22 protein-coding genes and 1 pseudogene are annotated in these 26,540 nt (G+C 72.3%); 10 read left to right on the forward strand and 13 right to left on the reverse strand.

What is annotated here, in order from left to right; all coding sequences use genetic code 11:
* Positions 1–78: 78 nt before the first annotated feature.
* Entirely contained in the window at positions 79–4,992 is a 4,914-nt protein-coding gene (locus ACFC96_RS40370) for an ATP-dependent helicase (RefSeq protein WP_376617307.1), read from the reverse strand.
* Between the two features lie 110 nt (positions 4,993–5,102).
* On the opposite strand from ACFC96_RS40370, the pseudogene ACFC96_RS40375 reads away from it, so the two are divergent.
* From ACFC96_RS40375 to ACFC96_RS40385, 3 genes and pseudogenes are all read left to right on the forward strand, one after another.
* Positions 5,103–5,858, forward strand: a pseudogene (locus ACFC96_RS40375) (AraC family ligand binding domain-containing protein); the annotation flags it as partial.
* A 140-nt stretch (positions 5,859–5,998) separates the two neighbouring features.
* Complete coding sequence (locus ACFC96_RS40380) at positions 5,999–6,793, forward strand: AzlC family ABC transporter permease (protein ID WP_376617384.1); 795 nt, start codon at positions 5,999–6,001, stop codon at positions 6,791–6,793.
* On the forward strand, positions 6,790–7,098 hold the full coding sequence (locus ACFC96_RS40385; protein ID WP_376264643.1) for an AzlD domain-containing protein: 309 nt from the start codon (positions 6,790–6,792) through the stop codon (positions 7,096–7,098). The genes ACFC96_RS40380 and ACFC96_RS40385 overlap by 4 nt, the downstream gene beginning before the upstream one ends.
* Positions 7,099–7,141: 43 nt before the next feature.
* Here the strand turns inward: ACFC96_RS40385 and ACFC96_RS40390 are convergent, their stop codons facing one another.
* Positions 7,142–8,443, reverse strand: a complete 1,302-nt coding sequence (locus ACFC96_RS40390; protein WP_376617309.1) for an MFS transporter — start codon at positions 8,441–8,443, stop codon at positions 7,142–7,144.
* Positions 8,443–9,846 carry an alkyl sulfatase dimerization domain-containing protein gene (locus tag ACFC96_RS40395; RefSeq protein ID WP_376617311.1) on the reverse strand — a complete coding sequence of 468 codons (1,404 nt, stop codon included), beginning with the start codon at positions 9,844–9,846 and terminating at the stop codon, positions 8,443–8,445. The genes ACFC96_RS40390 and ACFC96_RS40395 overlap by 1 nt, the downstream gene beginning before the upstream one ends.
* A 163-nt stretch (positions 9,847–10,009) precedes the next feature.
* Here ACFC96_RS40395 and ACFC96_RS40400 point away from each other — a divergent pair, with 163 nt between their 5' ends.
* On the forward strand, positions 10,010–11,194 hold the full coding sequence (locus tag ACFC96_RS40400) for a PucR family transcriptional regulator (protein ID WP_376617313.1): 1,185 nt from the start codon (positions 10,010–10,012) through the stop codon (positions 11,192–11,194).
* Between the two features lie 19 nt (positions 11,195–11,213).
* Here ACFC96_RS40400 and ACFC96_RS40405 read toward each other — a convergent pair whose 3' ends face one another.
* Positions 11,214–12,167, reverse strand: coding sequence for a hypothetical protein (locus ACFC96_RS40405; protein ID WP_376617315.1), 954 nt, complete (start codon positions 12,165–12,167; stop codon positions 11,214–11,216).
* A gap of 80 nt (positions 12,168–12,247) precedes the next feature.
* Between ACFC96_RS40405 and ACFC96_RS40410 the strand changes: the two genes are divergently transcribed.
* Both ACFC96_RS40410 and ACFC96_RS40415 read left to right on the forward strand, forming a co-directional pair.
* Positions 12,248–12,442 (forward strand): DUF3046 domain-containing protein, encoded by a 195-nt coding sequence (locus tag ACFC96_RS40410; protein WP_340461159.1) that lies wholly within the window; start codon positions 12,248–12,250, stop codon positions 12,440–12,442.
* Positions 12,443–12,501: 59 nt separating this feature from the next.
* Positions 12,502–13,776, forward strand: a complete 1,275-nt coding sequence (locus tag ACFC96_RS40415; RefSeq protein ID WP_376617317.1) for an AI-2E family transporter — start codon at positions 12,502–12,504, stop codon at positions 13,774–13,776.
* 21 nt (positions 13,777–13,797) lie between these two features.
* Here ACFC96_RS40415 and ACFC96_RS40420 read toward each other — a convergent pair whose 3' ends face one another.
* From ACFC96_RS40420 to ACFC96_RS40430, 3 genes are all read right to left on the reverse strand, one after another.
* Positions 13,798–14,616, reverse strand: a complete 819-nt coding sequence (locus ACFC96_RS40420; protein WP_376264659.1) for a hypothetical protein — start codon at positions 14,614–14,616, stop codon at positions 13,798–13,800.
* Positions 14,616–15,062: a hypothetical protein gene (locus ACFC96_RS40425; RefSeq protein WP_376617319.1), complete on the reverse strand. Its 447-nt coding sequence runs from the start codon at positions 15,060–15,062 to the stop codon at positions 14,616–14,618. The genes ACFC96_RS40420 and ACFC96_RS40425 overlap by 1 nt, the downstream gene beginning before the upstream one ends.
* 341 nt (positions 15,063–15,403) lie before the next feature.
* The gene (locus ACFC96_RS40430) at positions 15,404–15,733 is read right to left on the reverse strand and encodes a hypothetical protein (protein WP_376617320.1); all 330 of its coding nucleotides are present in this window, start codon (positions 15,731–15,733) and stop codon (positions 15,404–15,406) included.
* A 360-nt stretch (positions 15,734–16,093) separates the two neighbouring features.
* Between ACFC96_RS40430 and recA the strand changes: the two genes are divergently transcribed.
* From recA to ACFC96_RS40450, 4 genes are all read left to right on the forward strand, one after another.
* A complete protein-coding gene (gene recA, locus ACFC96_RS40435) occupies positions 16,094–17,218 on the forward strand; it encodes a recombinase RecA (RefSeq protein ID WP_376264667.1) in 1,125 nt (374 codons plus the stop codon).
* Between the two features lie 3 nt (positions 17,219–17,221).
* Positions 17,222–17,992 carry a recombination regulator RecX gene (recX, locus tag ACFC96_RS40440; RefSeq protein ID WP_376617322.1) on the forward strand — a complete coding sequence of 257 codons (771 nt, stop codon included), beginning with the start codon at positions 17,222–17,224 and terminating at the stop codon, positions 17,990–17,992.
* A gap of 401 nt (positions 17,993–18,393) precedes the next feature.
* Complete coding sequence (locus ACFC96_RS40445) at positions 18,394–19,323, forward strand: helix-turn-helix domain-containing protein (protein WP_376617324.1); 930 nt, start codon at positions 18,394–18,396, stop codon at positions 19,321–19,323.
* Complete coding sequence (locus tag ACFC96_RS40450; protein ID WP_376617326.1) at positions 19,320–21,857, forward strand: FtsX-like permease family protein; 2,538 nt, start codon at positions 19,320–19,322, stop codon at positions 21,855–21,857. Before ACFC96_RS40445 ends, ACFC96_RS40450 begins: the two co-directional genes overlap by 4 nt.
* 76 nt (positions 21,858–21,933) lie before the next feature.
* Here the strand turns inward: ACFC96_RS40450 and ACFC96_RS40455 are convergent, their stop codons facing one another.
* The 6 genes from ACFC96_RS40455 to ACFC96_RS40480 form a co-directional block, all read right to left on the reverse strand.
* Positions 21,934–22,368, reverse strand: coding sequence for a rhodanese-like domain-containing protein (locus tag ACFC96_RS40455; RefSeq protein WP_376617328.1), 435 nt, complete (start codon positions 22,366–22,368; stop codon positions 21,934–21,936).
* A gap of 14 nt (positions 22,369–22,382) precedes the next feature.
* The gene (locus ACFC96_RS40460; RefSeq protein ID WP_376617330.1) at positions 22,383–22,919 is read right to left on the reverse strand and encodes a cysteine dioxygenase; all 537 of its coding nucleotides are present in this window, start codon (positions 22,917–22,919) and stop codon (positions 22,383–22,385) included.
* A 96-nt stretch (positions 22,920–23,015) separates the two neighbouring features.
* Positions 23,016–23,102 (reverse strand): putative leader peptide, encoded by an 87-nt coding sequence (locus tag ACFC96_RS40465; RefSeq protein WP_311605579.1) that lies wholly within the window; start codon positions 23,100–23,102, stop codon positions 23,016–23,018.
* A gap of 32 nt (positions 23,103–23,134) precedes the next feature.
* Positions 23,135–24,742 (reverse strand): FAD-dependent monooxygenase, encoded by a 1,608-nt coding sequence (locus ACFC96_RS40470; protein WP_376617331.1) that lies wholly within the window; start codon positions 24,740–24,742, stop codon positions 23,135–23,137.
* Between the two features lie 185 nt (positions 24,743–24,927).
* Complete coding sequence (locus ACFC96_RS40475) at positions 24,928–25,815, reverse strand: amino acid ABC transporter permease (protein WP_376617333.1); 888 nt, start codon at positions 25,813–25,815, stop codon at positions 24,928–24,930.
* Positions 25,812–26,459: an amino acid ABC transporter permease gene (locus ACFC96_RS40480; RefSeq protein WP_116509108.1), complete on the reverse strand. Its 648-nt coding sequence runs from the start codon at positions 26,457–26,459 to the stop codon at positions 25,812–25,814. Before ACFC96_RS40480 ends, ACFC96_RS40475 begins: the two co-directional genes overlap by 4 nt.
* Between the last annotated feature and the right edge of the window lie 81 nt (positions 26,460–26,540).

A 26,540-nucleotide genomic window follows, 5' to 3' on the forward strand; every position in this document is an offset into this window, starting at 1 on the left:
TGAGGGAGAGCTCGGTGGGGGCTCGGAGCGATGTGGAGAGGCAGGTTGGGGTGGGCGTGTTCGGTGACGGGGCGGGGGCTACGCGCGCAGGCGTAGGCCCCGTGGGGTTGCGTGGAAGCCGGCTGCCTCTAGAAGGGGCGAGAACGGGGAGGTCAGCGCGGCTGAGCCGTTGATCCGTTCCACGGTGATCGTGCCGAGCGAGCCGGCCTTGGCGGCGTCGGCCAGTGCCTCCGCCGCGGCGGGCAGCCGGGAGTCCTCGGCCACGTCGGCGGCGGTGAGCGTGCCGGCGTCTCCCTCGGATGCCGGCCAGGCGAGCAGGGTCTTGCCGCCGCGCTCCATGTACAGGGTCAGCTCGCCGTCGACGAGGACGACCAGGGAGCCCGCCTTGCGGCCCGGCTTGTGTCCGGCGCCGGTGGGGGAGTCGGGCCAGGGCAGGGCCGCCCCATAGGCGTTCGCCGGGTCGGCGGCGGCGAGGACGACGGCTCTGGAAGCGGCTCTGCGGCGGCGCGGGGCGCGAGCGGGGCCGGAGCCGAGGCCGGGGTCGGGGTGGCCGGGTGCGGGCCAGGAGTCGGAGTCGGCGAAGTCCGGGGGGAAGTCCGGGACGGCGCCCGGGGGAAAGTCCGGGGGGAAGTCCGGGACGGCGTGAGGTCCGGTGGTCGTGGGCCATGAGGGGTCCCAGGACGCCGACGCGTCGGTCGTGGGGTTCGCCGGTGAGCCGGGCGGGCCCGCGTAGGGGTCGGGTGGGGTGTCGCCGCGATCGCGGGCGTTCGCGGCCGCGCGCAGGCGGTCCACCGCGCCGTCCATCGCGAACTGCGCGGCGCCGAGGCCCTCGACGACGTACCCCCGCCGGGCCTGGCCGCTCTCCTCGAATGCGGACAGGATGCGGTACACCGCGGAGAAGCCGCCCTCCACACCTTCCGCGGCGACGGCGCCCCGGGTCACCACGCCGTGCCGGTCGAGGAGCGTGCGGGCCAGGGCGTGGGCGCGCACCGTCGGGTCGGGGTCGGCCGCGGGCAGCAGCGACCAGCGGCCGGCGACGGTCGGAGGGCCCGATCGGGAGGCGGTCCGCGCGGCGGCGGTGAGGCCTCCGTAGCGCCCGCGCGGGATCGCGCGGCGGGCGCGATGAGCCGTGGAACCCGCGGTGCGGCCCGACCCGAGGAGCGAGCGCATCGGGGCCAGCGTGTCGTTCGTGAGCCGGCCGGACCAGGCCAGATCCCAGAGGGCGTCCGCCAGCTGGGGATCGGTGGCGTCGGGGTGCGTCGTCGCGCGGACCTGATCGGCGATCTGACGGAAGAACAGACCGTAGCCACCGGAGAGCGTGTCCAGGACGGACTGGTGGAGAGCGGTGAGCTCCAGGGGGTGCGGTGCGGGGAGCAGGAGGGGGGCCGTGTCGGCCAGGTACAGGGAGACCCAGCCGTCCTTGCCCGGCAGGGAACCCGCGCCCGCCCACACGACCTCGCCCGACGCCATGAGCTCGTCGAGCATCGCGGGCGCGTAACCCGAGACCCGGGACGGCAGGACGAGCTTCTCCAGGGCGGACGCCGGTACGGACGCGCCCTGCAACTGCTCGACCGCACGCACCAGACCGTCCACACCGCGCAGCCCGTGACCGCCCAAGTGCTGCCACTGGGGCAGGAACTGGGCGAGGGCCGCGGGCGGGACCGGCTCCAGCTCGTGCCGAAGAGCCGCGAGCGAGCGCCGGCGCAGACGGCGGAGCACCGTCGCGTCGCACCACTCCTGGCCGATGCCCGCCGGATGGAACTCGCCTTGCACCACCCGCCCGTTCGCCGCCAGGCGTTGCAGGGCGCCGTCCGTGACCGCCGCGCCGAGACCGAAGCGGGTGGCGGCAGCGGCCGAGGTGAACGGGCCGTGCGTGCGCGCGTACCGGGCGAGGAGGTCGCCCAGGGGATCCTTGACGGGCTCCGTGAAGGCCTCGGGTACGCCGACCGGCAGCGCTGTGCCGAGCGCGTCCCGCAGCCGGCCCGCGTCCTCGATCGCCGCCCAGTGGTCAGCTCCCGCGATGCGGACCCGGATCGCCCGGCGGGCGGACGCCAGCTCCGGAGCCCACTCCGGCTCGGCACCCCGCTCCGCCAACTCGGTGTCCGTGAGCGGTCCGAGGACGCGCAGCAGGTCCGCGACGCCCTCGACGTCCTTGATGCGGCGGTCGTCGGTGCGCCACTGGAGCTCCTGCTCCAGCTCGGCGAGCACGTCCGCGTCGAGGAGCTCGCGCAGCTCGGCCTGGCCGAGCAGTTCGGCGAGCAGCCGCGAGTCCAGCGACAGAGCCGCGGCGCGTCGCTCCGCGAGCGGGGAGTCGCCCTCGTACAGGAACTGGGCGACATAGCCGAACAGGAGGGAGCGGGCGAACGGGGAGGCCTCCGGGGTGGTCACCTCCACGAGGCGGACCTTGCGGGACTCGATGTCACCCATCAGCTCGGCGAGGCCGGGCACGTCGAAGACGTCCTGGAGGCACTCCCGTACGGCTTCGAGGACGATCGGGAACGAACCGAACTCGCTCGCCACCTGGAGGAGTTGGGAGGCGCGCTGGCGCTGCTGCCACAGCGGGGTGCGCTTGCCGGGGTTGCGGCGGGGCAGCAGCAGGGCGCGGGCCGCGCACTCACGGAAGCGGGCGGCGAACAGGGCCGAGCCGCCGACCTGGTCGGTGACGATCTGGCTGACGTCGCCCTTGTCGAAGGCGACGTCGGCGGCGCCCAGAGGAGCCTGGTCGGCGTCGTACTCCGAACCCGTCCTGGAGGGCTCCTGGTCCAGGAGGTCGAGACTCATGAGATCGGCGTCGGGAAGGCGCAGCACGATGCCGTCGTCGGCGTGCATGACCTGAGCGTCCATGCCGTACTTCTCGCCGAGCCTGGCCCCGAGAGCGAGTGCCCAGGGGGCGTGCACCTGCGCGCCGAAGGGGGAGTGCACGACGACCCGCCAGTCGCCCAGCTCGTCACGGAACCGCTCGACCACGATGGTGCGGTCGTCCGGGATGTGGCCGCAGGCCTCGCGCTGCTCGGACAGATAGGCCAGCACATTGTCGGCGGCCCACGCGTCGAGGCCCGCCGTGAGCAGCCGCAGCCGGGCGTCCTCCGGGGACAGGGAGCCGACCTCGCGCAGGAACGCGCCCACCGCGCGTCCCAGTTCGAGCGGCCGGCCGAGCTGGTCGCCCTTCCAGAACGGGAGTCGGCCCGGCACTCCGGGCGCGGGGGAGACCAGTACGCGGTCACGCGTGATGTCCTCGATGCGCCAGGAACTCGTACCGAGCGTGAACACGTCGCCCACCCGGGACTCGTAGACCATCTCCTCGTCGAGCTCGCCCACCCGGCCCCCGCCCTTCTTGGGGTCGGATCCCGCGAGGAACACCCCGAAGAGGCCGCGGTCCGGGATCGTGCCCCCGGAGGTGACGGCGAGGCGCTGGGCACCGGGGCGTCCGGTGATCGTGCCGGCGATGCGGTCCCACACCACGCGTGGACGCAGCTCGGCGAACGCGTCGGAGGGATAGCGTCCGGCGAGCATGTCGAGGACGCCGGTGAACGCGGACTCCGGCAGCGACGCGAAGGGGGCCGCGCGGCGGACGAGCGCGAGGAGGTCGTCCACCTGCCAGGTGTCGAGCGCCGTGATCGCGACGAGCTGCTGGGCCAGCACGTCCAGGGGGTTGGCGGGGATGCGGAGGGACTCGATGGAGCCTGTGCGCATCCGCTCGGTGACCACGGCCGCCTGGACGAGGTCACCCCGGTACTTCGGGAAGACGACGCCTGTGGAGACCGCGCCCACCTGGTGTCCCGCGCGGCCCACGCGCTGGAGGCCGGACGCCACGGAGGGCGGGGACTCCACCTGGACGACGAGGTCCACCGCGCCCATGTCGATGCCCAGCTCGAGGCTGGACGTGGCGACCACGGCGGGCAGCCGGCCCGCCTTCAGGTCCTCCTCGACGAGGGCGCGCTGCTCCTTGGAGACCGATCCGTGGTGGGCGCGGGCGATGACCGCCGGCGCTCCGTTCGCCGCGCCCGAGCCGCCCATCAGCTCGGCCGGTGCGTGGTCCTCGGGGAGGGCCTCGCCCGTCGCCCGCTCGTACGCGATCTCGTTGAGCCGGTTGCACAGGCGCTCGGCCAGGCGGCGGGAGTTGGCGAAGACGATCGTGGAGCGGTGCGACTGGACCAGGTCGGCGATGCGCTCCTCGACATGGGGCCAGATGGACGGCCGCTCCGCGGCCTGGTCGGAGTCGGCGACGGGCGAGCCGCCGAGTTCGCCCAGGTCCTCCACGGGCACGACCACCGAGAGGTCGAACTCCTTGCCCGAGCGCGGCTGGACGATCTCCACCTTGCGCTGTGGCGACAGATAACGTGCCACCTCGTCGACGGGACGGACCGTCGCCGACAGGCCGATCCGGCGGGCGGGCCGGGGCAGCAGTTCGTCGAGCCGCTCCAGGGACAACGCGAGATGGGCGCCGCGCTTGGTGCCCGCAACCGCGTGCACCTCGTCGAGAATCACCGTCTCGATGCCCGTGAGCGCGTCCCGCGCGGCGGACGTGAGCATCAGGAACAGCGACTCGGGCGTCGTGATCAGAATGTCCGGCGGTCGGGTCGACAGGGCGCGGCGCTCCGCGGGCGGAGTGTCCCCGGAGCGGATGCCGACCTTCACCTCGGGCTCGGGCAGTCCCAGGCGCACCGACTCCTGCCGGATACCCGTGAGCGGGCTGCGCAGATTGCGCTCCACGTCGACCGCGAGGGCTTTGAGGGGCGAGACGTACAGGACGCGGCAGCGCTTCTTCGGGTCGGCCGGTGGCGGCGTCGACGCCAGCTGGTCCAGGGCGGCCAGGAACGCGGCCAGGGTCTTGCCGGAACCCGTCGGCGCGACGACCAGCACGTCCGAGCCCTCGCCGATGGCCTGCCACGCCCCGGCCTGCGCGGACGTGGGCGCGGAGAACGCCCCCGTGAACCAACTGCGGGTCGCGGGGGAGAAACCGTCGAGCGGGCTGCGTGCGGACCTGACCATGCACCCATCGTGCACCTCCCCACTGACAATGGCCCGGACCTGCGCAAACGCTCCGCGTCCGAACCACGGCGGCGGGTGGCGCGGCCCGCTCGTGGCGCAGAATGGACCACATGGCGGGGTCGGGAACGAAGGAATGGGCCAGGCACTGGCGCTACGAACAGCTGCCGGGCCTCGACCTGCTGCGGGCGCGCTACGTCCGCCACACCTTCCCCCGCCACAGCCACGACGGGTACGTCTTCGGCGCGGTCACCAGCGGCATCGAGGACGTGGGACTGCCGACCGGCACGGTGCACGCGGGACCCGGCACCGTCGTCATGATCAACCCCGAGGTGGCGCACACCGCACGGGCCGGGGACCCCGACGGCTGGGCGTACCACACGCTCTACCCGTCGGCCGATGTCATAGCGGAGATCGCCGGCGAGACCACGTCGGTCCGTGGGACGGCCGCGTTCGCCGAGCCGATCGTCGGTGACCCGCACGCGGCCCACCTCATCCGCGAGGTGCACCGCGCGGCGGAGGAGGGCAACGCGCTCGCCGCCGACAGCCTGCTGCGCATCGTGGTCGCCCGGCTCCTGCGAGATCACGGGCAGCCCATGACCGCGCGCCCCATGCGGTCCGCCGGCGCCACGATCGCGGCACGCGCGCGTGCCGTGCTCGCCGAGCGTATGGCGGATCCGCCGTCGCTGGAGGCCCTCGCCACCGAACTCGGCACCAGCCCGTTCGCCCTGCTGCGCGCCTTCAGGGACGCGTACGGGATGCCGCCGCACACCTGGCTCACCGACGCGCGTGTGCGGGCCGCCCGCCGCCTCCTGGACAGCGGCACGGCGCCGGCCGACGCCGCCGTGACGGTCGGCTTCACCGACCAGCCGCATCTGAACCGGCACTTCACGCGGATCGTCGGCGTACCGCCCGGCGCCTATCAGCGGGAGCGCAAGAACGTACAAGACCCGGCCGTGCGCTCCCTCGTACTGTCACAGGCGTGGCAGAACAGACAACGACCGCGGCGATACGCGCCGGATCAGCACGGGACGGGCAAGCAGGGCGACCGGGCGACGGGAGGCCTGAGAAAGCCGATTCCGCCGTCGTCCGGGACGCGCTCGGCGTCGGCGTCGCCGTCGGACTCTCCGGGTTCGCCTTCGGCGTGACCTCGGCAGGCAGCGGACTCAGCGTGCTCCAGACCTGCGCGCTCAGCCTGCTCGTGTTCACCGGTGCCTCGCAGTTCGCCCTCGTCGGCGCGATCGCGGCGGGCGGCAACCCGCTCACCGCCGCCGCGGGCGCCTTCTTCCTCGGCGTGCGCAACTCGTTCTACGGGCTGCGCCTGTCCCAACTGCTCGCCCTCCCCCGCGTGGTGCGCCCCTTCGCCGCGCACTGGGTCATCGACGAGACCACCGCCGTCTCGCTCGCACAGCCCACGCGCCGCAGCGCCCGTATCGGCTTCACCGTCACGGGACTGACCCTCTACGTGCTGTGGAACCTCACGACCCTGCTCGGGGCGCTCGGTGCGGAGGCCATCGGGGACACCGACGCCTGGGGGCTCGACGCGGCCGGCCCCGCGGTCTTCCTGGCACTGCTCGCGCCGATGCTGCGGACATCCACGGAACGGGCCGTGGCCGGTATCGCCGTCATTCTCGGCCTCGGGCTGCTGCCTGTGCTGCCGGCCGGTGTGCCGGTCCTGGTGGCCGCGCTCGCCGCGCCGGCCGTGCTCTACGCGAAGGGCCGTCGGGCGGCACGGAGAGCGACCGGAAAGAACCCACAAGCGGAACCGAAGAAGGCCGACGGCCGACAGGGAGAGGGCCGATGAACATCTGGATCGCGGTCGCGGTGACCGCAGTCGGCTGCTACGCCGTCAAGCTCATCGGCCTCCTCGTACCCGCCGGAGTCCTGGAACGGCCCGTGGTCCGACGACTGGCGGCGCTGCTCCCCGTGGCCCTGCTGGCCGCGCTCACGGCCCAGCAGACCTTCGCCGACGGCACCACGCTCGTACTCGACGCGAAGGCGGCCGGGCTGGCCGCGGCAGCGGTCGCGCTGATCCTGCGTGCGCCGTTCCTGGTCGTCGTCGCGGCGGCCGTCGTGGTCACGGCCGGGCTGCGTGCCGTCACGGGATGAACCCCCACGCGCGCGTGGACCCCTTGCGTACCCGCCACCGCACTCAGTGCGCCACCGGCACCTGCGGCACCGACCCCGCCGCGGGTTCCGGTAGGCCGAGTCGCCGGGCGGTTGCCTCCGGGCGGCAGAAGAGCGCCGCCAGGACGCCCGCTGTCACCAGCAGCCCGGAGGTGAGGAGCCAGCCCTCTTCGTAGCCGGCCGACACCGACCGGGCGCGGTCCACCATGCCGCCGAGCACGAGGGGCGACAGGACGCCGCCCAGCGCGTAGACGAAGGTCAAGGTGCCGAGGACGACGCCGCGTGAGGCCGCGGGGGCGATGCGGGCACAGGCCGTGGAGGCCACGGTCAGCATCACCATGGCGAGCGCCATGGGACCGAGCATCAAGGGCACCTTGACCGCCGGCGAGTCCGTCGTGCCGTACACGGCGGTGGCGCAGCCCGCGACGGTGACGAGAAGACCGGCACCGGCCCCTGGGGGCAGGCGCCGAGGTGTGCCCTTGCGGGCGGAGCGCCGGGCGATCAGGCCGTGGCCGAGGAGGACCGCCCCGCCGGCGAGAGCGCCGAGGCCGACCATCGTGCCTGCCTGGTGAAGGTCCCAGCCGACGACGCTCTCCAGGTAGTCGGGTGCCCACGTCAGCATGGTGCTCATCGACCAGTAGGCGGCGAACGAGCCGAGCGCGGCGGTCAGGAACGTGCCGGAGAGCAGGATGGCGCGCAAGGGCACTGTGGCCGTCGTCGACGTCTGCTCTGCGGCCTCGGACGGCTTCCCGGGGAGCGGCGGGGCCAGCGGCCCGTCCGCGCCCCACAGCCGCCAGCAGACGGCCCACAGAAGGCCCGCCAGACCGACGACACCGAACGACCAGCGCCAGCCCCAGTGCGCGATCACCCAGGTGAGCACCGGCGAGGCGACGGCCACTCCGGCCGCCGCGCCGACGAGCAGGACCGCGGTGGGCAGGGCCCGCTCACGCTGCGGGAACCAGCCGTGGACGTGGTGCATGGCGACGGGGGATGCGGGCCCCTCCGCCGCACCGAGGAGCACGCGCGTGGCCAGTAGCGTGCCGAACCCCGCCGCTCCCCACAGCATCGGCAGTTGCGCCACCGACCACAGCAGCGCGAGCACCAGCAGGAGGGTCGTCGTCCGCACGCGCCGGGTGAGGGCCGAGATGCCGAGCGCGGCCAGCGAGAACAGCGCGAAGAACGCCGACTGCGCCGTGCCGAACTCCTGCCGCGTGATGCCGAAGTCCGCCCGGATCTCCGGGCCCGCGAGCCCGAGCACGGCCTTGTCCGCGAAGTTCACGAGCATGAAGGCGAGCAGCAGCCACGTGGTGCGCCAGGCCCGGCTCATCAGCAGCAGCCGTCTTCGTCGTCGACCACGCCGACGCTGATGGCCCCTTCGGCCCGCCTGCGTCCCTCCGGGGAGCGCGTCAACTCCGTCTGCACGTCGGTGCCGGCGACCACGGCCGCCGATTCGGCGGCGGCCCAGTGGAAGACACCCCGCGCCATGGTCGAGGTCTCCTGGAGGGCACGCCGTGCGAACACATCGGCACGCACGCGTGCCACCTCCTGGTCGGCGGGCGCCGCGAGGGCCGCGGTCTCCGCCAGATGCGACGCGAGGCGCAGCTCCCCGGCGGCGAGCAGCTCGGAGGCGCGGAGCGCCAGCGCGGACGCCCCGCCCGCGGCGCGCGCGAACTCGGCCGCGACGTCCGCCTCGGGAGCCGGCTTGAGGTGCGCGGGGTTCTGGTCGTACCAGCCTCCCCACAGGCGCCACAGGTTGCGTACGACGAACTCCGGCTCGTCGTAGGCCGGGTGGAGGTACGGCTTCGCCAGCAGTTCCTCGGGGACCTTCACCCCGTGGATGACCGCGTCGAGGCGGTGGCCCCCGTTCATCAGCTCCCTTGTCTGCTCGCACAGTGACTCCAGGAGGCGCGCGGTGTCGTCGAGGGCCTGGTGGACGCGGTGGGACCCGACTACGGGAACGCCGTGTCCAGGCAGGAGGAGTTCGGCGCCGAGCTCCTGCATGGCGCGCAGAGCGCGTGCCCAGTCCTCCGGATAGCGCTGCACCTTCTGGGGGTTGCCCGCGTTCGGCGTGTTCCAGATGAACAGGTCGCCCGTGCACAGCGTCCTGAGTTCGGGGATCCATACGTAGGTGTGGTCGTCGGTCTCCCCGCGCGCGTGCACCAGCTCGAACGTCACCTCCCCGCGCCGCACAGTCAGACGGTCCCTGTAGACGACGTCCGGATAGCGGTACGTGGTGGGCCACTCCAGGGAGGGCACTCCGAACTGTCGGCGATTGATCCAGGAGTTGTAACCCGCCGTCCTGATGTAGCGGTCGAACCGCGCGGGGACAGCCTCGTGGGCGATCACCTCGGGGCGCGGGCCGCCGCTCTTGTCTGCCTCCTGATCGAAGGGGGACACTCCGAAGACGTGGTCCACGTGACCGTGCGTGTACACCACGGAGCGCACCGGTCCCGCACCGAACCGGGAAACGGCGTCGTGCAGTTGGGCCGCTGTACGGAAGTCGCCCGAGTCGACGAGGACCACGCCGTCGCCCGTGTCGAAGGCGGCCACGTTGGCGAACGCCGGGAAGAAGCCCACGCGGTCACGCAGGCGCACCAGTTCACCCCCGGAGTACGTGCCCGTCAGATGAGGCAGCAGTGTCTCGGTGCCCTGCCAGACCCGGTCGATGTAGTCGCCGTACGAGCCGTGCGCGGAGTGCTGGGCGTGGTCCTGCTCTTTGTGTCCGGTCATGTCCTCGGCTCCTCGTGTGCGGTGCGGTCGATCGCCGTCGGCCACGAGTTTCGGCCCTTGATGTGAGATCGAACACCGCCTCGCGTCACACGTCCCACCCGTGGGTAATGTGACGCGTCACAAACGCAGTGCCCGTCCATGTCCATGGGGGAATGGAGGAACAGTGGCCCTGTCGCCCGAAGCCCGCTCCCTGGCCGCGCGCTGCGAACCGAGGGTCAACGAACTCGCCCGCCGCATGGCTCGCGAGGCGTTCGAGGAACTGCCCGGATACGCCGAACTCCCGGATGACGTGAAGGACTTGGAGGTCGCCGCGACCGTCCGGCACGGCGTACGGCTCTTCCTGCGACGTGTCGGCGAGCCGGACCTGGTCCAGCCCGGCAGCAACCGGCTGTTCCGCGAGCGTGCCGCTCAGCGGGCCGAGGAGGGCATGCCGCTGCACCTCCTCCTGCGCACCTACGCGCAAGGCCTGTACGCCCTGTGGCAGGCCTTGCGCGACGTCGCGGACCCCGGGGAGGAAGGCGCACTGGTCGAGCTCGTCGACGTCCTGCTGCAGTCGCACCCGGGCATCGTGGGCGCCGTGGCCGAGACGTATCTCGACGAGCGCTCCGCCCTGGAGGCCGAGCAGCGGGCCCAGGTGCGCTCCCTGGTGCGAGGCCTGCTCGACGGGATGGTTCCGCCCGGGCACGTCCTTTTGGACCAGCTCCGCCTCGAAGGGCCCGCTCTCGTACTGGCCCTCGGCCTCGACGCGGATCCCGCCGAGGGGCCGGTCGCCGTGCGGCGCAGGCTGCGTCGGCTGCAGACCGCCCTGGACCACACCTTCGGAGTGGAGGTGCTCGCGCTCCTGGAGGCCGACGGCGGACGGGTCATCGTGCCCAAGGACTGCCCGGCCCCGGACGATCTGGCCGGCCGTCTCGCCAAGGCCGGCGGGTTCGAGGTCCGGGTGGCCGCCGTGGAGGTGGCCGGCCCCGAGGAGGTGACCGCGGCGGCCCGCACCGCCACCGAGATCCTGCGCATCGCGCGCGCGTGCGGCATCCCGCCCGGGCTGCATCGCTTGGACGACGTGCTCCTGGAGTACCACCTGTCCCGCCCCAGCGAGACGAGCCACCGGATAGCGGCCCTCCTCGACCCCGTGGCCGGCCGGCCCGAACTTCTGGAGACCTTGCGCACCCATCTCGCCCACCAGCAGGACCGCAGGGCGACAGCCGCCGCGCTCGGCCTGCACCCCAACACGGTCGACAACCGGCTCGCCCGCATCGGCGAGCAGACGGGCATCGACCTGTCGGCTCCGCGCGGGACGGCACTCGCCATCGCCGCGCTTCTACTGAGGGACGCGGTCGACGCCTCCTGAGGCGCCGCCCACGAAGCCGTCAGACGATCGGCCGCCCGTACGCCCGCAGCGTGCGCAGCGCCTCGACCGTCACCATGGGGCGCGCCTCCAGGGCGACCGCCGGGGCCCACTGGTGCCAGCGGATCGGCCACCCGCCGTCGTCCTGCTGCTCGCCCGCGAGGAAGTCCAGCGAGCGCGCCATCTCCTCATCCGTGAACCACGCCCGCGCCAGCGACTCCGGAGCCTTCGCGTAGTCGTGCGGAAGATGGTGCTCACCCGGCGCGTAGCCGGGCGCCACGGGGTACTCGTCCGGCCGCTCCGGATCGAGCAGCGCAAGCCGCTGCTCGCGCACGAGCCGGCCGAGCCGGTCGGCGGCCGCCTCCGCGCGCGGGCGGTCGGGGGCGCCGTCCAGAAAGGCGACGGCCGCCTCGATCTCGTAGGGATGGGACTTCTTCAGGGACTCGACCGCGGCCCAACAGAAGTCGGTCGCCCGGAACAGCCACGCGTGCCACACCTGGTTGCGGTGCAGCAGGCCGACCACGGGGCCCGTGGCGAGCAGCTCGCTCGGCGGGTCGTCCACGACCGGCACGAAGGGCGCGCACGGGTAGCCGCGCTGGCTGGGATGGATCGCCGGGAGAGCGCCCTCGGGGGTCGACACGGACGTCAGGTAGCGGCACACGCGCTCCACCCGCTGGCCGCTGCAGCGGCCGATCGAGTCGAGGACACGCAGCGCCAGCCCGGTGTGCAGGGGCTGGCTCACCGGGCCCCGGAGATCGGGTTCGAGTGCGTGGCCGAAGCCCTCGTCCTCGTTGCGGTAGGCGGAGAGGGCGGTCTCGACGGCGTCGGCGCCTGCCCGGCCCGCGCCGAGGAAGTGGTAGGCGAAGCGTCGCTGTTCCAGCACGCGCGCGGTCAGCCAGACGAAGTGCTCGGCACGGGAGAGCGGGGAGGGCGCCGAGCTGGTCTGAGGGAGTGGGGATGCTCCGTTTTCGGCCATGCACCGAACCGTAGGACGGAAAGCGTTCTCGGTGAGCCTTCCGTGCCGGGCTGCACTCTCAGGGGCGGGATACTGGTGTCATGCGGTTGACGGTTTTCTGGCAGCGGATGGCGGATCACTTCGGTCCCGGCTACGCCGACACGTTCGCGCGTGATCATGTGATGACGGAACTCGGTGGGCGCACCGTGCACGAGGCGCTCGACGCCGGCTGGGAGGCGAAGGACGTGTGGCGCGTGGTGTGCGGCACGATGAATGTTCCGTCGGAGGACCGCTGACCTGCTCGAACGAGCGGGGGTGGTGACCGGTTGTCGGTGGCGTGGGTGAGACTGGCTCCGTGGCACCCATAGACGAGACCTTCCAGGCGACACCCGACGCCTCTCCGCCCGGCCGGACACCCGCTGGGGGCGGGGCCGCGAGTGCGCGTGCGCGGATGCCGGGCTGGCTGCCGCGCGCCATGGTGCTCGCCCTGGCCCTCATCGCCTGTTTCCAGCTGGGCAGTTGGGCGTTCCACCAGCTCATCGGGCTGTTGATCAACGTATTGATCGCGTTCTTCCTGGCGCTCGCCGTGGAGCCCGCCGTCAGCTGGATGGCCGGGCGCGGCATACGCCGGGGGCTGGCCACCGGGGTCGTCTTCCTGGGTGTCACGATCGCCGGCGCGGGTTTCGTGGTCCTGCTCGGCTCGATGCTCGCGGGCCAGATCGTCAGCATGGTCGAGGACTTTCCCGCCTACCTCGACTCGGTGATCAATTGGATCAACCAGACGTTCCACACGGACCTGAACAGGGTCGCCGTCCAGGACAGCCTGCTCCACTCCGACTGGCTCCAGAAGTACGTCCAGAACAGCGCGAGCGGCGTCCTCGACGTGTCGGGGCAGGTCCTCGGAGGCCTGTTCCGGCTGCTGACGATACTGCTGTTCTCGTTCTACTTCGCCGCCGACGGCCCCCGGCTCCGGCGCGCGCTGTGCTCGGTGCTGCCGCCCGCCAAGCAGGCGGAGGTGCTGCGCGCCTGGGAGATCGCGGTCGACAAGACCGGCGGCTATCTCTACTCGCGCGGCCTGATGGCACTGATCTCCGGGATCGCGCACTACATCCTGCTCGAGGCCCTGGGTGTGCCCTACGCGCCCGTGCTCGCCGTCTGGGTCGGCCTGGTGTCCCAGTTCATCCCGACCATCGGCACGTATCTGGCGGGCGCCCTGCCGATGCTGATCGCTTTCACGGTCGACCCCTGGTACGCGCTGTGGGTGCTGATCTTCGTGGTCGTCTACCAGCAGTTCGAGAACTATGTGCTCCAGCCCAAGCTGACGGCGAAGACCGTGGACATCCATCCTGCGGTGGCCTTCGGCTCCGTCATCGCGGGCACGGCGCTCCTCGGCGCGGTCGGCGCGCTGATCGCCATCCCCGCGGTGGCGACGCTGCAGGCCTTCCTCGGGGCGTACGTGAGGCTCTACGACGTCACGGACGACCCGCGGGTGCACGGCCACCGCACCAGATCCGGGACGTCACCCCTCCAGCGCCTGCGGGCCGTCCTGCGCGGGCCGGACGATCCGCGGGCCGAAGCGGAGCCGGGGCCGGAGGCGGCCGAAGACGGGGACAGGGGCACGCGGGGTTAGACGGCTACCGGCAGAGCGTGCTCAGTAGGTGATCGCCGCCCAGATCCCGGCGGCGGCGACGGCGGCCGCGTAGCAGGCGACCGCACCGCGCATCGCGCCGTTCCTGGTGCTCTCGTTCCATGCCGTACGGGACATCAGCCAGGCCAGCGCGGGCAGGACGAGTACGGCGTGCAGGCTGACGCCGTGCAGAGGCTTGAGGGGCGCGGTCGAGTGGTAGGCCGCTTCCTGGTGGCCGGTCCTGGTGAGGATCACCCCGCGCGCGATCATCGCGGCGCCGGACGCCAGCGCGACGAGCAGCATCGCGAAGCCGGAACGCAGCGCGAGTGACATCCCCGTGGGCCCCGACGGCCGGCGCCGGAACGAGGCGACCGCGAACACGGAGAGCAGCACGACCAGGATTCCGCCGCCCACGGCGAGGGACATGGACACGGCGGTGTCGAAGCCGGACTCCATGTTGAGATGCGACGGCACCCGCCGCCATGCCTGGAGGGTGATCCCGCCGACCTCCAGGACGCAGTCGGCGGCGAACACGACGAGCAGGACGTTCCTGGTGCGGGCTCCGATCCGCAGATACGACGTCACCCAGGTGAGCGCGATCAGCGTCAGGCCGAAGGAGACGCCGAACGTGACCGGCTTGCGCCATGAGACAGGTCCGTCCCACGGCCCTCCGTCGACCGCGAAGACCAGCAGGTGGGCAAGGCCGGACAGGGTCAGGACCGCGCCGGTGGCGTAGCAGAGGCGCTCGGAGGGACGGGCGGCGCGCCACAGGTCGCGTACCGCGCCGGTCAGGGCGGGGCGTGCCGGGCCAGGCAGGGGAGTGGCTGTGGTGGGTGAGGACATCAGACGCGCGCCTCCTCGGGGCGGCCGAACCGGAACACCGACATGGCACCGGCCACGAACACGCCGGCGAGGGCGAGGGCGAGGGCGAGGAGTTCGGCCGGAGCGGACGCGATGAGGAGCGAGTCGCCCGAGGAGGGGTGGTCGCCGGTGCCGGGAGTGACGACGGCGCCGACGCCGATGAGCGCGCCGACGGTCAGGGCGAGCCCGGCGGTCCAGCCGTTCGGCTGCCAGGCCGGCAGGACGGCGGCCGGCACCGGGATGACGATGCCGGGCGGCACGGCGAGGCAGTCGGCGCCGGACGCGATCCGGCCGACAGCCGACACCGCGGGCAGCGGCAGGGACGCGAGCGTGACGACGACGCCGGGGCCCACCAGACCGCGGACCCGCCGGTGGGCCGGGAGCTGGTCCTGCGGGATCCCCGGTCGGTGGTTCTGCGCGTTCTCCATGGCACAAGCCTCGCGATCAGGGGCCGTGCCGTCGTCCCCCGGCCGGAGGCACCGCTCGTACGCCGGGGGGAGTAGCCGCCGATCGGCAGACGGGGGTCCGTAGGTCTGCCGGTGGTGACCCCGGGCTTCAGAAGGCCGCCGGATCGGGCTCAAGCAGGCTGCCGGGTGGAGGCCGGCTCTCAGTGCGAGTCCTTCACCTTGTCCTTCACCTTGTCCGTCATCGCCGGAGAGGGGGACCTCCCGCCGGTGCCCGCGTCCCAGGGCGAGGAGGCCGGGTCGGTCCCCGGCGCGGCCGGCTGAAGGCTTGGTGCTGAACAGCTAGAGGATGGCAGGCCGGACGCCTAAAGGACGGTCAGGCCGAGGGGGGCGAGCTTCGGCATCTCGGCGGTGGCGTCGTATTGCTGCCACGACTTTCCGTCGTAGTGGCGGAGGAAGGCCGAGCGCGCGTCGGCCTTCTCGGTGGCGCTGCTCGCATGGGCTCTGTCGCGACCGATCGCCCAGCCGTCGGTGGCGGAGGCGGCGGCGATGTCCAGGTCGGCGTCGTCGGACTCGCTGACGTACGTGCTGCGCCGGCTCTCCCCCTCCGGCAGGCGGGCGTGGGAACGGCGAGGCCGGCGTCGGAGAGGCGGGCCTGGGCGAGGCCCTCGGAGTCGCTCGTATCCCGCCCGCACCTTGCCGGAGGGAGGATGAGGAGGACGGTCGGCACCTCGGTTCTGCGGCACAGGGGGCAGAGGTGTCTACGCACCTCCAGGCCTCGGGAGCCCCGGAGTTGACTCGGAGCGCCGGAGTCCACGAGGTCCGCATCGCAGGGCGCGTGGTGTGCGTGGTGCGCTTGACACCAAAATCGAACATCCATTCTTATGGAGTGTCCGGCGGCTCTCTCCCCAGTGTTTTCGGGGATTTCGGTGAGAGTGGCAGGGCTGTGAGCCTCGAGTTATCCACAGGCGGACGGGCGTCGAGGCCGATTGTCAGTGGCAGGCGTTAGCGTCTTTGACGTGAAGCGATCGACTCAAGCAAATCGGGTGGAACCCATGGCAGGTACTGACCGCGAGAAGGCGCTCGACGCCGCGCTCGCACAGATTGAACGGCAATTCGGCAAGGGCGCAGTGATGCGCATGGGCGAGCGGCCGAACGAGCCCATCGAGGTCATCCCCACCGGGTCGACCGCGCTCGACGTGGCCCTCGGCGTCGGTGGCCTGCCGCGCGGCCGCGTGGTGGAGGTGTACGGGCCGGAGTCCTCCGGTAAGACGACCCTGACGCTGCACGCCGTGGCCAACGCGCAGCGGGCCGGTGGCGCCGTGGCGTTCGTGGACGCCGAGCACGCCCTCGACCCGGAGTACGCGAAGAAGCTCGGTGTCGACATCGACAACCTCATCCTGTCCCAGCCGGACAACGGTGAGCAGGCGCTCGAGATCGTCGACATGCTGGTCCGCTCCGGCGCGCTCGACCTGATCGTCATCGACTCCGTCGCCGCCCTGGTGCCGCGCGCGGAGATCGAGGGCGAGATGGGCGACTCGCACGTGGGTCTGCAGGCCCGCCTGATGAGCCAGGCGCTCCGGAAGATCACCAGCGCGCTCAACCAGTCGAAGACCACCGCGATCTTCATCAACCAGCTGCGCGAGAAGATCGGCGTCATGTTCGGCTCGCCGGAGACGACGACCGGTGGCCGTGCGCTGAAGTTCTACGCCTCGGTGCGACTCGACATCCGCCGCATCGAGACGCTGAAGGACGGCACCGACGCGGTCGGTAACCGCACGCGCGTCAAGGTCGTCAAGAACAAGGTCGCGCCGCCGTTCAAGCAGGCCGAGTTCGACATCCTCTACGGCCAGGGCATCAGCCGCGAGGGCGGCCTGATCGACATGGGCGTGGAGAACGGCTTCGTGCGCAAGGCCGGCGCCTGGTACACGTACGAGGGCGACCAGCTCGGCCAGGGCAAGGAGAACGCGCGCAACTTCCTGAAGGACAACCCCGACCTGGCCAACGAGATCGAGAAGAAGATCAAGGAGAAGCTGGGCGTCGGTGTGAAGCCGGAGGCGCCCACGGCCGAGCCCGGGGCCGACGCGGCGGGTGCCACCCCCGCCGAGGACGCGGCCAAGACGGTGCCCGCGCCCGCGAGCAAGGCCACCAAGTCCAAGGCCGCGGCGGCCAAGAGCTAGTCCGTGACGCGACGAACCGACTGGGCCGATCACGCCTACCCCGCCTCCCCGACGGATCTGGGCGACGGGGGCCCGGGTGACCCGGACGGGTACGGGGCGCCGCGTGACGGCGACGGACCGAATGACGGCGACGGGGCACGGGGCGGTGGCGGTACCCGTGGCGGCGGGCGCAGCCGTGGCCGTCGGCGACGCGGCGGATTCGGCGAAGCGGCCGGAGGGCAACAGGACGGCGGCTCCCCGTCCTCGTCGAGGGCCGAGAAGGGGGAGCCGCCCGCGGACCCGGCGGAGCGGGCGCGCGGCATCTGCCTGCGCCTGCTCACCGGGCAGCCGCGCACGCGCAAGCAGCTCGCTGACGCGCTGGCGAAGCGGGACATCCCCGACGAGGTGGCGGAGGAAGTGCTGTCCCGCTTCGAGGAGGTCGGCCTGATCAACGACGGCGCCTTCGCGGACGCCTGGGTGGAGTCGCGCCATCACGGCCGGGGGCTGGCCCGGCGGGCGCTCGCCCGGGAGCTGCGGACCAAGGGGGTGGACTCGGCGGTGATCGACGAGGCCGTCGGGCAGCTCGACTCCGAGCAGGAGGAGGAGACCGCCCGCGAGCTTGTGGCCCGCAAGCTCCGCTCCACACGCGGTCTCGACCGCGACAAGCGCCTGCGACGCCTCGCGGGCATGCTCGCCCGCAAGGGATACCCGGAGGGCATGGCGCTCCGGGTGGTCCGCCAAGCCCTGGAGGAAGAGGGCGAGGAGACCGAGGACCTCGGGCTGGGGGACTTCTGAGCTCCGCCTGGTCGGGGGGACTTCTGGGCCCCGAGTCGGGGGACTTGTGAGCCCTTGTCGGGGGGTTCGGCGCTCGTAGTTCCCCCGGGTGTGAGGGGGGACGTTCGGGCGCGTCGGGTGAAGGGTGTCCGAGCCGACGTGGCGATGGTGGCCGCGTCCGCCTGGCGAAGGGGTTCTTGAGCTCCGCCGAGTGCGTGGGGTTCTGGGCTCCGCCGGGGTGTGGGGTTTCTGAGCTCCGTCGAGTGTGTGGGGTTCCTGAGCTCCGCCGGGTGAGGGAGAGGGCGGCGTCGGTACGGGGGTCCGACGCCGAACTCGCCCTCACCCAGGTGGGGTTAACCCCCGGGCCATGACGCCTGGTCGCCGCAGTGCACAGAGATGTGTGCACAGGCGAGTGTGGACGCATGACACCGGAACCCGGCTCCGCCGCTCCCGCCGGCGGTCAGGAGCTGAGCGATCTCAGCGCTCTGAAGGCGCTGGCTCAGCCCCGCCGCCAGCAGATCCTTCAGCACCTCACCCTCCACGGCCCCGCGACGTCCGCGACGCTGGCCCGCGACCTCGGGCTCAACACCGGCGCCACCAGTTACCACCTGCGTGAGCTGGCGCGCTACGGATTCGCCGAGGAGAGCTCGACCCAGGGCGCGGGCGGGCGTGAGCGCTGGTGGCGAGCCGTCCCGGGCGACCGCCGCTTCCCGCCCCGCGGTCGTCAGAGCCCCGAGACCCGGCTCGTCATGGACGAGTTGAACCACCTCTCGTACGCCGCCGACCTCGAACTCTTCGAGCAGCTCCAGCGGCAGGGGACGGACCTGGGGGAGTGGGCCGACGCCTTCCCCTACTCGCGCGGCACGATTCGGCTCACGCTGCCCGAACTCCGCACTTTCTTCGAGGAGTTCATCGCCCTCCTCAACCGCTACAAGCGCCCCGACAGCGAGACCCCGGACGGCGCACGCACCGTCCTGACCCGCCTGCTCGCCTTCCCGGCGCCGGTCCGCGCCGACGACACCCGCCTTGATGGCGCCCGCACCGATGACACACGCACCGATGGCAACCGTGCCGACGGCACCCGCGTCGGTGACGCCTCGGTGTACCGGCCCTCGGTGCGCCATGCTCCCGCTGATGACGCCCAGGTACGCCATGCTCCCTCCGCGGACGCCCCGGCGAACCAGCCCCCGGCGCACCAGGTTCCCTCCGCCGACGCCCGGGCGTACCAGCCCCCGGCGCACCATGCCCCCGCCGACGACGCCGGAGCGCGCCACGCCCCCGCCGACGGAAGTCGGGTCCCGGACGGTGAGATCCCGGTCTGCCACACCATCGACGAGACGGACACGCCATGATGCTGCGCTACGCACTGCACACCGTCCGGGACCGCAAAGGGGGGTTCCTCGGTGCCTTTGTCGCCCTCATGTGCGCGGCCGCCCTCATCGCGGCCTGCGGCACCCTTCTGGAGACCGGCCTGCGCGGGACCATCCGCGCCGAGCGGTACGCGGCCGCCCCCGTAGTCGTCTCCGCCGACCAGAACGTCCACAAGACCACGGTCAAGCACAAGAAGGGCAAGACCAAGGTCAAGCGCAAGGCCAAACCCATCGCCGAGCGGGCCTGGCTGCCCGGGGACACCGCGGGACGGCTTCGCGGACTCCCGGGCGTCGAGCGGGTCGTCCCCGAACTCACCTTCCTGGCACAGCCCTTGGCGCCGGGAGCCGCCCCCGACCGGCCCGCGTACGGGCACGCCTGGGACTCCGCCACGCTGACCCCCTACGCCCTGGCAGCCGGGACCCCACCCGCCGAGCCCCAAGACCTCGTAGTGGACCGGGACCTGGCGGACCGCGCCCACCTGGCGCCCGGGGACAGCCTCACCGTCCAGTCCACCCAAGCTCCGCGCACCTACCGCGTCACCGGGATCGCCGCGCCCGCCGGGCATGCGTCAGTGACCCACCAGACCTCCCTGTTCTTCACCGCTTCGGAGGCCCGCCGCCTCGCCGACCACCCCGGCCAGGTCACCGCCCTCGGCGTCTTCCCCGCGCCCGGCCAGAGGCCGGCAGAGCTGGCGCGTGCCGTCGCGAGGGCACTCGACGGCACGACCGCCCAGGTCACCACCGGCGACGCCCGTGGCCCCGTCGAGTTCCTCGACGCGGCGGGTGCCCGCATCAAGCTCGTCAGCATGGGTGGCGCGATGGGCGGCACCTCCCTCCTCGTCGCGGTCCTCGTCGTCGTCGGCACCTTCGCGCTCTCCGTTCAGCAACGCCACCGTGAACTCGCCCTGCTGCGCGCCATCGCGGCCACACCCGGGCAGATCCGGGGGCTCCTGGGCCGTGAGGCGCTCATCGTCGGCGCCGCCGCGGGCGTCCTCGGCTCCCTCGCCGGGCTTCCGCTCGGAGGGTGGCTGTATCACCGCTTCGTCGAACTCGGAGCGGTGCCGCCGACCCTGGAGCGGACCGTCAGCGTCTTCCCGTTGTTCGCGGCCGTCGGGGCCACGCTGCTCGGCGCCTGGGCCGCCGCCCGGATCTCCGCCCGCCGCATCGCCCGTATCCGCCCGGCCGAAGCGCTCACGGAGGCCAGGGTCGAGCGTGCCCGGCCCGCCTGGGGGCGCGTCGCGGCCGGGATCGCGCTTCTCGCGGGCGGCGCCGCCCTCGTCGCCGTACTCAGTGTGCTGCGCACGGAACCGGCATCAACTCCCGTGACCTTCCTGGCCGTTGTCGTCCTCGCCTCTTCCGTCGCGCTGCTCGGTCCGATCCTGGTGAGGGGTGCCGCGGCGCTGCTGGCCGGACCGTTGCGCCTCACCGGGCCCGGCGGCAAGCTGGCCGTCGCCAACCTCCGCGGCAACGCCGCCCGCATGGCCGCCGTGGTCACCCCGCTCGCCCTTCTCGTCGGCATGACCTGCACCGTCCTCTTCACTCAGCCGACCCTGGGAAACGCGGCACGAGCGCAGGCGCGCGAAGGAATCCGGGCCGACTGGATCGTCGCGGCCCAGGGCCCCGGCGTCCCCGCCGAGGCCGCACGCGCGCTCCGTGCCGCCAAGGGCACCGTCGCGACCGAGGTCGTCCGCACCACCGTGCGCGTAGGGCTCGACAAGTACCCGGCTCAGGGCGTCACCCGCGCGGGCCTCACGCGTACGTGGGACCCGGACGTCACCGCGGGATCACTGAAGGACTTCCGGCGGGACGGCGTCGCCGTCAGCGCACTCGCCGCCGATCAGCTCCACGTCAAGCCCGGCAGCAGGCTGAAGCTGACACTCGGGGACGGCACACCGGCCACCCTCGTCGTGGCGGCCGTCTACGCGAGGGGTCTCGGCTTCGGCGATCTGACCCTGGCCCATGACCTGGTGGCCCGGCACGTCGACAATCCCCTCGCCTCCTCCGTGCTCGTCAGGACCAGCCGTACACAGGAACAACTCACGAACAGCGTCCGGGAGTTCCCCGGTCTGCGCGTCCTCGCTCCCGCGGCGGCCGACGACCTCCAGGCCGCACGGCAGCAGGACAACGCCGAGGTCAACCTCCTCGCCATGGGCCTGATCCTCGCGTTCACCGCGATCGCCGTCGTCAACACCCTCGCGATGTCCGTCTCCGAACGCGTCCGGGAGTTCGCGATGCTCCGCCTCGCCGGCGCCACCCGCCGTCAGGTCCTGAGGATGCTGCGCATCGAGGCTCTCGCCGTGCTGCTCATCGGCACGACCCTGGGCAGCGGCATCGCACTGGCCGTCCTGACGGCGTTCAGTGTCGGCATGACCGGTAGCGCCGCCCCCGCCGTCACGCCCCTCGTCCACGTGGCGGTGGTCGCCGCCGCCGGACTTCTCGCGCTCACTGCGACCGCGCTGCCCGGCCGCGCCGCCCTGAGGCCCCGACCGGTAGACGTGGCAACAGCCAAGGAGTAGGGGCCGGTACGCAAGGGTGGGTGCTCCCTGCGCCGGGGCGCCCACCCTCACGTACTCCTGCGGCCGCGCGTGACCATCACTCGGCCACCGGCAGCCCCGCCGCCTTCCACGCCTGGAAACCGCCGACCAGATCCGTGGCCTGGTGCAGGCCCAACTGCCGCAGGGAGACGGCGGCGAGGCTCGACGCGTAGCCCTCGTTGCAGACGACCACGACGCGCAGATCGTGGCTCGTGGCCTCGGCCGCGCGATGGCTGCCCTGCGGATCGAGCCGCCACTCCAGTTCGTTGCGCTCCACCACGAGTGCCCCGGGGATCAGCCCGTCCCGCTCGCGCAGCGCCGCGTAGCGGATGTCGACGAGGAGCGCGTCGCCCGCCGCGGCGGCCGTGTAGGCCTCATCGGCCTCGACCCGGTCCAGTCCGAGGCGCACCCGGTCGAGCAACTCGTCGATGCCCTCGGGTCGTTCACCCCGTGATGCGCTCAGGTCACTCACCCCGGCAGTCACGTCACTCACCCTGCCCCCTTTGCTCACTGCCAGTCCTCCGGCCGCTCCACCGTCTCGAGTCGCAGCACCGCGCCCGTGCGGCTGTAGCGGCGGATCTGCGGGAGCGGCGGGTAGTAGGCGTGTACGGAGATCGCGTGCTCGCTCGTGGACTCGTTGAGAACCTCGTGCACATGGTGCTGCCCGAAGGCCCTGCCCCGGCCCGCGGACAACGTCCGTTCGCAGTCGACTCCTTCGGACAGCTCGAGCGTCTTCCAGCCGTCGGCGGGCAACCGGGCCGTGAGTGAGTTCTCCCTGAGCTCGCCGGACGCCGTGAGGAAGGCGCCGACGGATTCGGCGTGGTCGTGCCAGCCGGTGCCGGTGCCCGGCGGCCAGCCGATGAGCCAGGCCTCACTGCCGCCGGGCCCTTCGAGCCGCACCCAGGTACGACCCTCGGGGTCCAGCGGGAGCGAGGCGATGAGTTCGTGGTCCTCGGCGCTGCGGCGAACGAAGTCGAGGAGGTCACGCTGCGTGGGCGCGGCGGTCACCAGGGAAGGGGAGGCAGGGGAGGCTGAGACAGACATGGACACCGTCCTGAAGGTTCGCGGAAAGCGCGCGACAAGGCCCGTGAGAACCGGTGAACCCGGACAGAAGGGGGCGCGCTGAAGGGAGAGGCGAATTCAGCAGGACGGGCGACACACGCAGCCCGCATAGCGGACGAGGTCCATATGGACCCTCCGCCACAGGCGCACATCGGTGTCGGTCACGCTCCGGAGTACACCATGGCGGAGGGGGTCGGTCAACTCGTTCCGGCGGCGCTTGCGGCCTTCGCGCCGTCCTCCACGGGCCCCCCGAGCGCGGCTTCCGCGGCCGCGTACAGCTCAGCGGGATGCACCCCGCTCAGGGCCGTGACCAGGTGGCCGTCCGGGCGCACCAGCAGAACGGAGTGCGCCGGGGCGCCGGGGTAACTCTCCGCGACCAGCAGCTCAGCCTCGTGCGGCAGGGCCGTGACAGCGGCCGCGAGCCGTGGCATGACCCCGGCCGAGACCCAGTGCCGCCGCTCCCACACACCCGTGCCGGGCGCGATCAGGACGACGAGCAGATGCCCGAGGCCGAGCCGGTCCCGCAGCCGGACGAAGGACCCGTCGGGGGCCGTGACCCGCACGTCCCGGACCTGCGCACCCGGAGCCGTACCCACGTCGGCCGCCGCTTCGGAGGGTTCCGGCGCGAGAGGCGACTCCGCGTACGCCCCTGGACCGCCCAGCGCTCCGTGCCCCAGATGACCGTCCGTGAGCAGCGCGTCATGGCCGCGCGCGGAACCGGCGACGTACGAGCGCAGCCCCTTGCCGCCCCGCAGTATCGGCAGCGCCTGGTCGGCGGCGCGCAGCCGGCCCGCGACGACGGCACGGCGCTCGGCCTGATAGCTGTCGAGGAGCGCCTCGTGCGGGCCGTCGTGCCAGGCGAGGGCCAGCTTCCAGGCGAGGTTGTCGGCGTCCCTCAGGCCCTCGTCGAGGCCCTGGGTGCCGAGCGCGCCGAGCAGGTGCGCCGCGTCCCCGGCGAGGAAGACCCGGCCGACCCGCCACCGCCGGGCCAGGCGGTGGTGGACCGTGTGCACTCCCGTGTCCAGCAGCTCGTACGGCGGTGTCGAGCCGGCGCACCAGCCCGCCAGCGTCTCCCGGATGCGGGTCACCAGGATGTCGGGCGTGACCAGCTCGCTGCGGGGCGGCAGCAGCCAGTCGAGGCGCCAGACGCCGTCGGCGAGGGGGCGGCCGACGACCTCCCCGCCGGACGGGCCCGACGTCCGCCAGGGAAGGCTCCGGTGAAGCAACGCCTCACCGGGCCAGGGAAGTTCCGTGCGCAGCGCGGCGACGGCGTGTCGCTCGACGGACGTGCGGCCGGGGAAGCGGATGTCGAGCAGCTTGCGGACCGTGGAGCGCGGGCCGTCGCAGCCCACCAGGAAGCTCCCGCGCCACCAGGTGCCCTTCGGGCCGCGGGTGTGCGCGGTCAGTGCGCCGCTCTCCTGCTCGATCGAGTCGAGGCGGCTGTTCACGGCGACCTTGATGAGCCGCTCGCCGGCGGCGGCCTCCCGCAGGGCGCCCGTCAGTTCGTGCTGGGCCAGATGCAGGGGCGAGGGCAGCTGCTCGCCGAAGGTGAGCTCCCGCATCACCTGTTTGCGCCGCAGGGAACGCCAGCCGGTCCAACGCGTGCCCGTCGCGTCGAACGACGTCCGGGCGAGCCGCTCCACGAGGGCGGCGGTGTCCTCGCGGAGGATCACGGTCCGTGCGGGGCGCTGTTCGTCCTTGCCGGGGCCCTCGTCGAGCACGACGGAGGGCACGCCGTGGCGGGCGAGAGCGAGGGAGAGCGTGAGCCCGACGGGGCCGGCTCCGACGACGATCACCGGGTCCACGGCGCGGCTCCTCCTGCCCCGGGGAGTGCTGTGGGAGGCGTACAAGAAAGGGCAGTTGGAGCGGGGTGCGCGATCACAGAACGTATGCAACCCATTGCGGGTGCTTGCGTCAAGTGACGGAGGCAGTGGTGATCAAGCCACTGCCTCCGTTTGCTCACATCTCGTCAGTTCTTCTGCAGAGCCGTTCAGTCGGTCCCGTCCACGACGGAGGGCTCGGCGGCGGCCGCCACCGCGATGCCCGTCTTCGCGCGACGGCCGCGCCGCTCGATCCAGGTGGCGAGCCCGGCCAGGGCCAGACACAGTGCCACGTAGATCGCGCCGACGACGATGACCACCGCGGTGATGGGGTTCTCGCCGTTGACGATGATGTTGCTGGCCATGGTGCGGGCCGCGAACAGGAGCTCGCTGTACGTGATGATGTAGCCGAGCGAGGTGTCCTTGAGGGTCACCACGAGCTGGCTGATCATCGTCGGCAGCATGGAGCGCACGGCCTGCGGCAGCAGCAGCATCGTCATGACCTGCGACTTGCGCAGCCCCAGTGCGTACGCGGCTTCCACCTGTCCGCGCGGCACGGCGTTGACGCCCGCCCGGATCACCTCGGCCTGCACACAGCCGTTGTAGACCGTCAGGCCGATGACGAGCGCCCAGAAGGCGGTGTTGTCGCCGACGACGCCGAGGTCGTTCTTGTAGGTGAGGAACAGGAACCACAGGGCGTAGATCGTGATCAGCAGCGGGATCGCGCGGAACAGCTCGATGAAGCCCGTGGCGGCCCAGCGGACCGTCTTGTGGTCGGACAGGCGGGCGACGGCCAGGAGCAGGCCGAGCACCAGGGAGAGCACGCCGGCGACGGCGAACACCTTCAGCGTGGTGAGCACGCCGTCGCGGATGCTGGTCCGCACGCCGGCGTTGTTGAAGATGTTCCAGACCTCGGGCTCCAGCTGCCCCTTCGCGCTCATCCGGTAGAGGGTGAACGCGAGCAGGCCGAGCACGGCCAGAGAGCCGACCACTGTGTAAACGCGGTTGCGCACCCGGGCCTTGGGGCCCGGTGCGTCGTACAGGACGCTCGAACTCATCGTGCGACCCCCATGCGCCGCTCGAGCAGCCGGAAGAGACCGCTGATGGTGAAGGTGATGACCAGGTAGCCGAGAGCCACCCAGAGGAAGATCCAGGCGATGGCGAAGCCCTGGTCGCTGAGCAGCTTCTGCACGCCGAACAGCTCGGTGACACTGAACGCGCCCGCGATCGCCGAGTTCTTCGTCAGCGCGATGAAGATCGAGCTGAGCGGCGGCAGGACGGTGCGGGTGGCCTGCGGAAGGATGATCAGACGCAGCGTCTGGAAGAAGGTCATTCCGATGGACCGGGCGGCCTCGGCCTGTCCCAGCGGCACCGTGCTGATGCCGGACCGGACGGCCTCGCACACGAACGCCGAGGTGTAGAAGCCCAGCGCCATGAGGGCCTTGGCCCACGGGCTGAGGCCCGGCATGAAGATGACCGGAACGACGAACCACGCCACAAGGAAGAGCAGGGTCAGCGGGGTGTTCCTGAAGAGCGTGACCCAGGCGGTGCCGAAGAAGCGCAGCGGGGGCACGGGTGAGACACGGAACCCGGCGATGATGACACCCAGGACCATCGCGAGGAGCCCGCTGGCCAGGGTCAGCAGGACGGTGCCTATGAACCCCTCGCGGAATTCCGCGAGATGGTCGAGCAATACGTTCACGGGGATGTCCTCGTGGGCGGCGGCGGACAGGCAGCGAGGGCCGTGCCACGGGCGCACTGTGCGGTTGCGCCCGTGGCGGGC

This window comes from Streptomyces sp. NPDC055955, from assembly GCF_042270245.1.
Taxonomy (GTDB): Bacteria; Actinomycetota; Actinomycetes; order Streptomycetales; family Streptomycetaceae; genus Streptomyces.

Excerpts from the sequence above, each read along its gene's own strand:
- ACFC96_RS40370 (WP_376617307.1), bottom strand. The coding sequence starts at position 4,992 with ATGGTCAGGTCCGCACGCAGCCCGCTCGACGGTTTCTCCCCCGCGACC.
- ACFC96_RS40385 (WP_376264643.1), top strand. The coding sequence starts at position 6,790 with ATGAACATCTGGATCGCGGTCGCGGTGACCGCAGTCGGCTGCTACGCC.
- ACFC96_RS40390 (WP_376617309.1), bottom strand. The coding sequence starts at position 8,443 with ATGAGCCGGGCCTGGCGCACCACGTGGCTGCTGCTCGCCTTCATGCTC.
- ACFC96_RS40395 (WP_376617311.1), bottom strand. The coding sequence starts at position 9,846 with ATGACCGGACACAAAGAGCAGGACCACGCCCAGCACTCCGCGCACGGC.
- ACFC96_RS40405 (WP_376617315.1), bottom strand. The coding sequence starts at position 12,167 with ATGGCCGAAAACGGAGCATCCCCACTCCCTCAGACCAGCTCGGCGCCC.
- ACFC96_RS40410 (WP_340461159.1), top strand. The coding sequence starts at position 12,248 with ATGCGGTTGACGGTTTTCTGGCAGCGGATGGCGGATCACTTCGGTCCC.
- ACFC96_RS40420 (WP_376264659.1), bottom strand. The coding sequence starts at position 14,616 with ATGTCCTCACCCACCACAGCCACTCCCCTGCCTGGCCCGGCACGCCCC.
- ACFC96_RS40425 (WP_376617319.1), bottom strand. The coding sequence starts at position 15,062 with ATGGAGAACGCGCAGAACCACCGACCGGGGATCCCGCAGGACCAGCTC.
- recA (WP_376264667.1), top strand. The coding sequence starts at position 16,094 with ATGGCAGGTACTGACCGCGAGAAGGCGCTCGACGCCGCGCTCGCACAG.
- ACFC96_RS40445 (WP_376617324.1), top strand. The coding sequence starts at position 18,394 with ATGACACCGGAACCCGGCTCCGCCGCTCCCGCCGGCGGTCAGGAGCTG.
- ACFC96_RS40450 (WP_376617326.1), top strand. The coding sequence starts at position 19,320 with ATGATGCTGCGCTACGCACTGCACACCGTCCGGGACCGCAAAGGGGGG.
- ACFC96_RS40460 (WP_376617330.1), bottom strand. The coding sequence starts at position 22,919 with ATGTCTGTCTCAGCCTCCCCTGCCTCCCCTTCCCTGGTGACCGCCGCG.
- ACFC96_RS40475 (WP_376617333.1), bottom strand. The coding sequence starts at position 25,815 with ATGAGTTCGAGCGTCCTGTACGACGCACCGGGCCCCAAGGCCCGGGTG.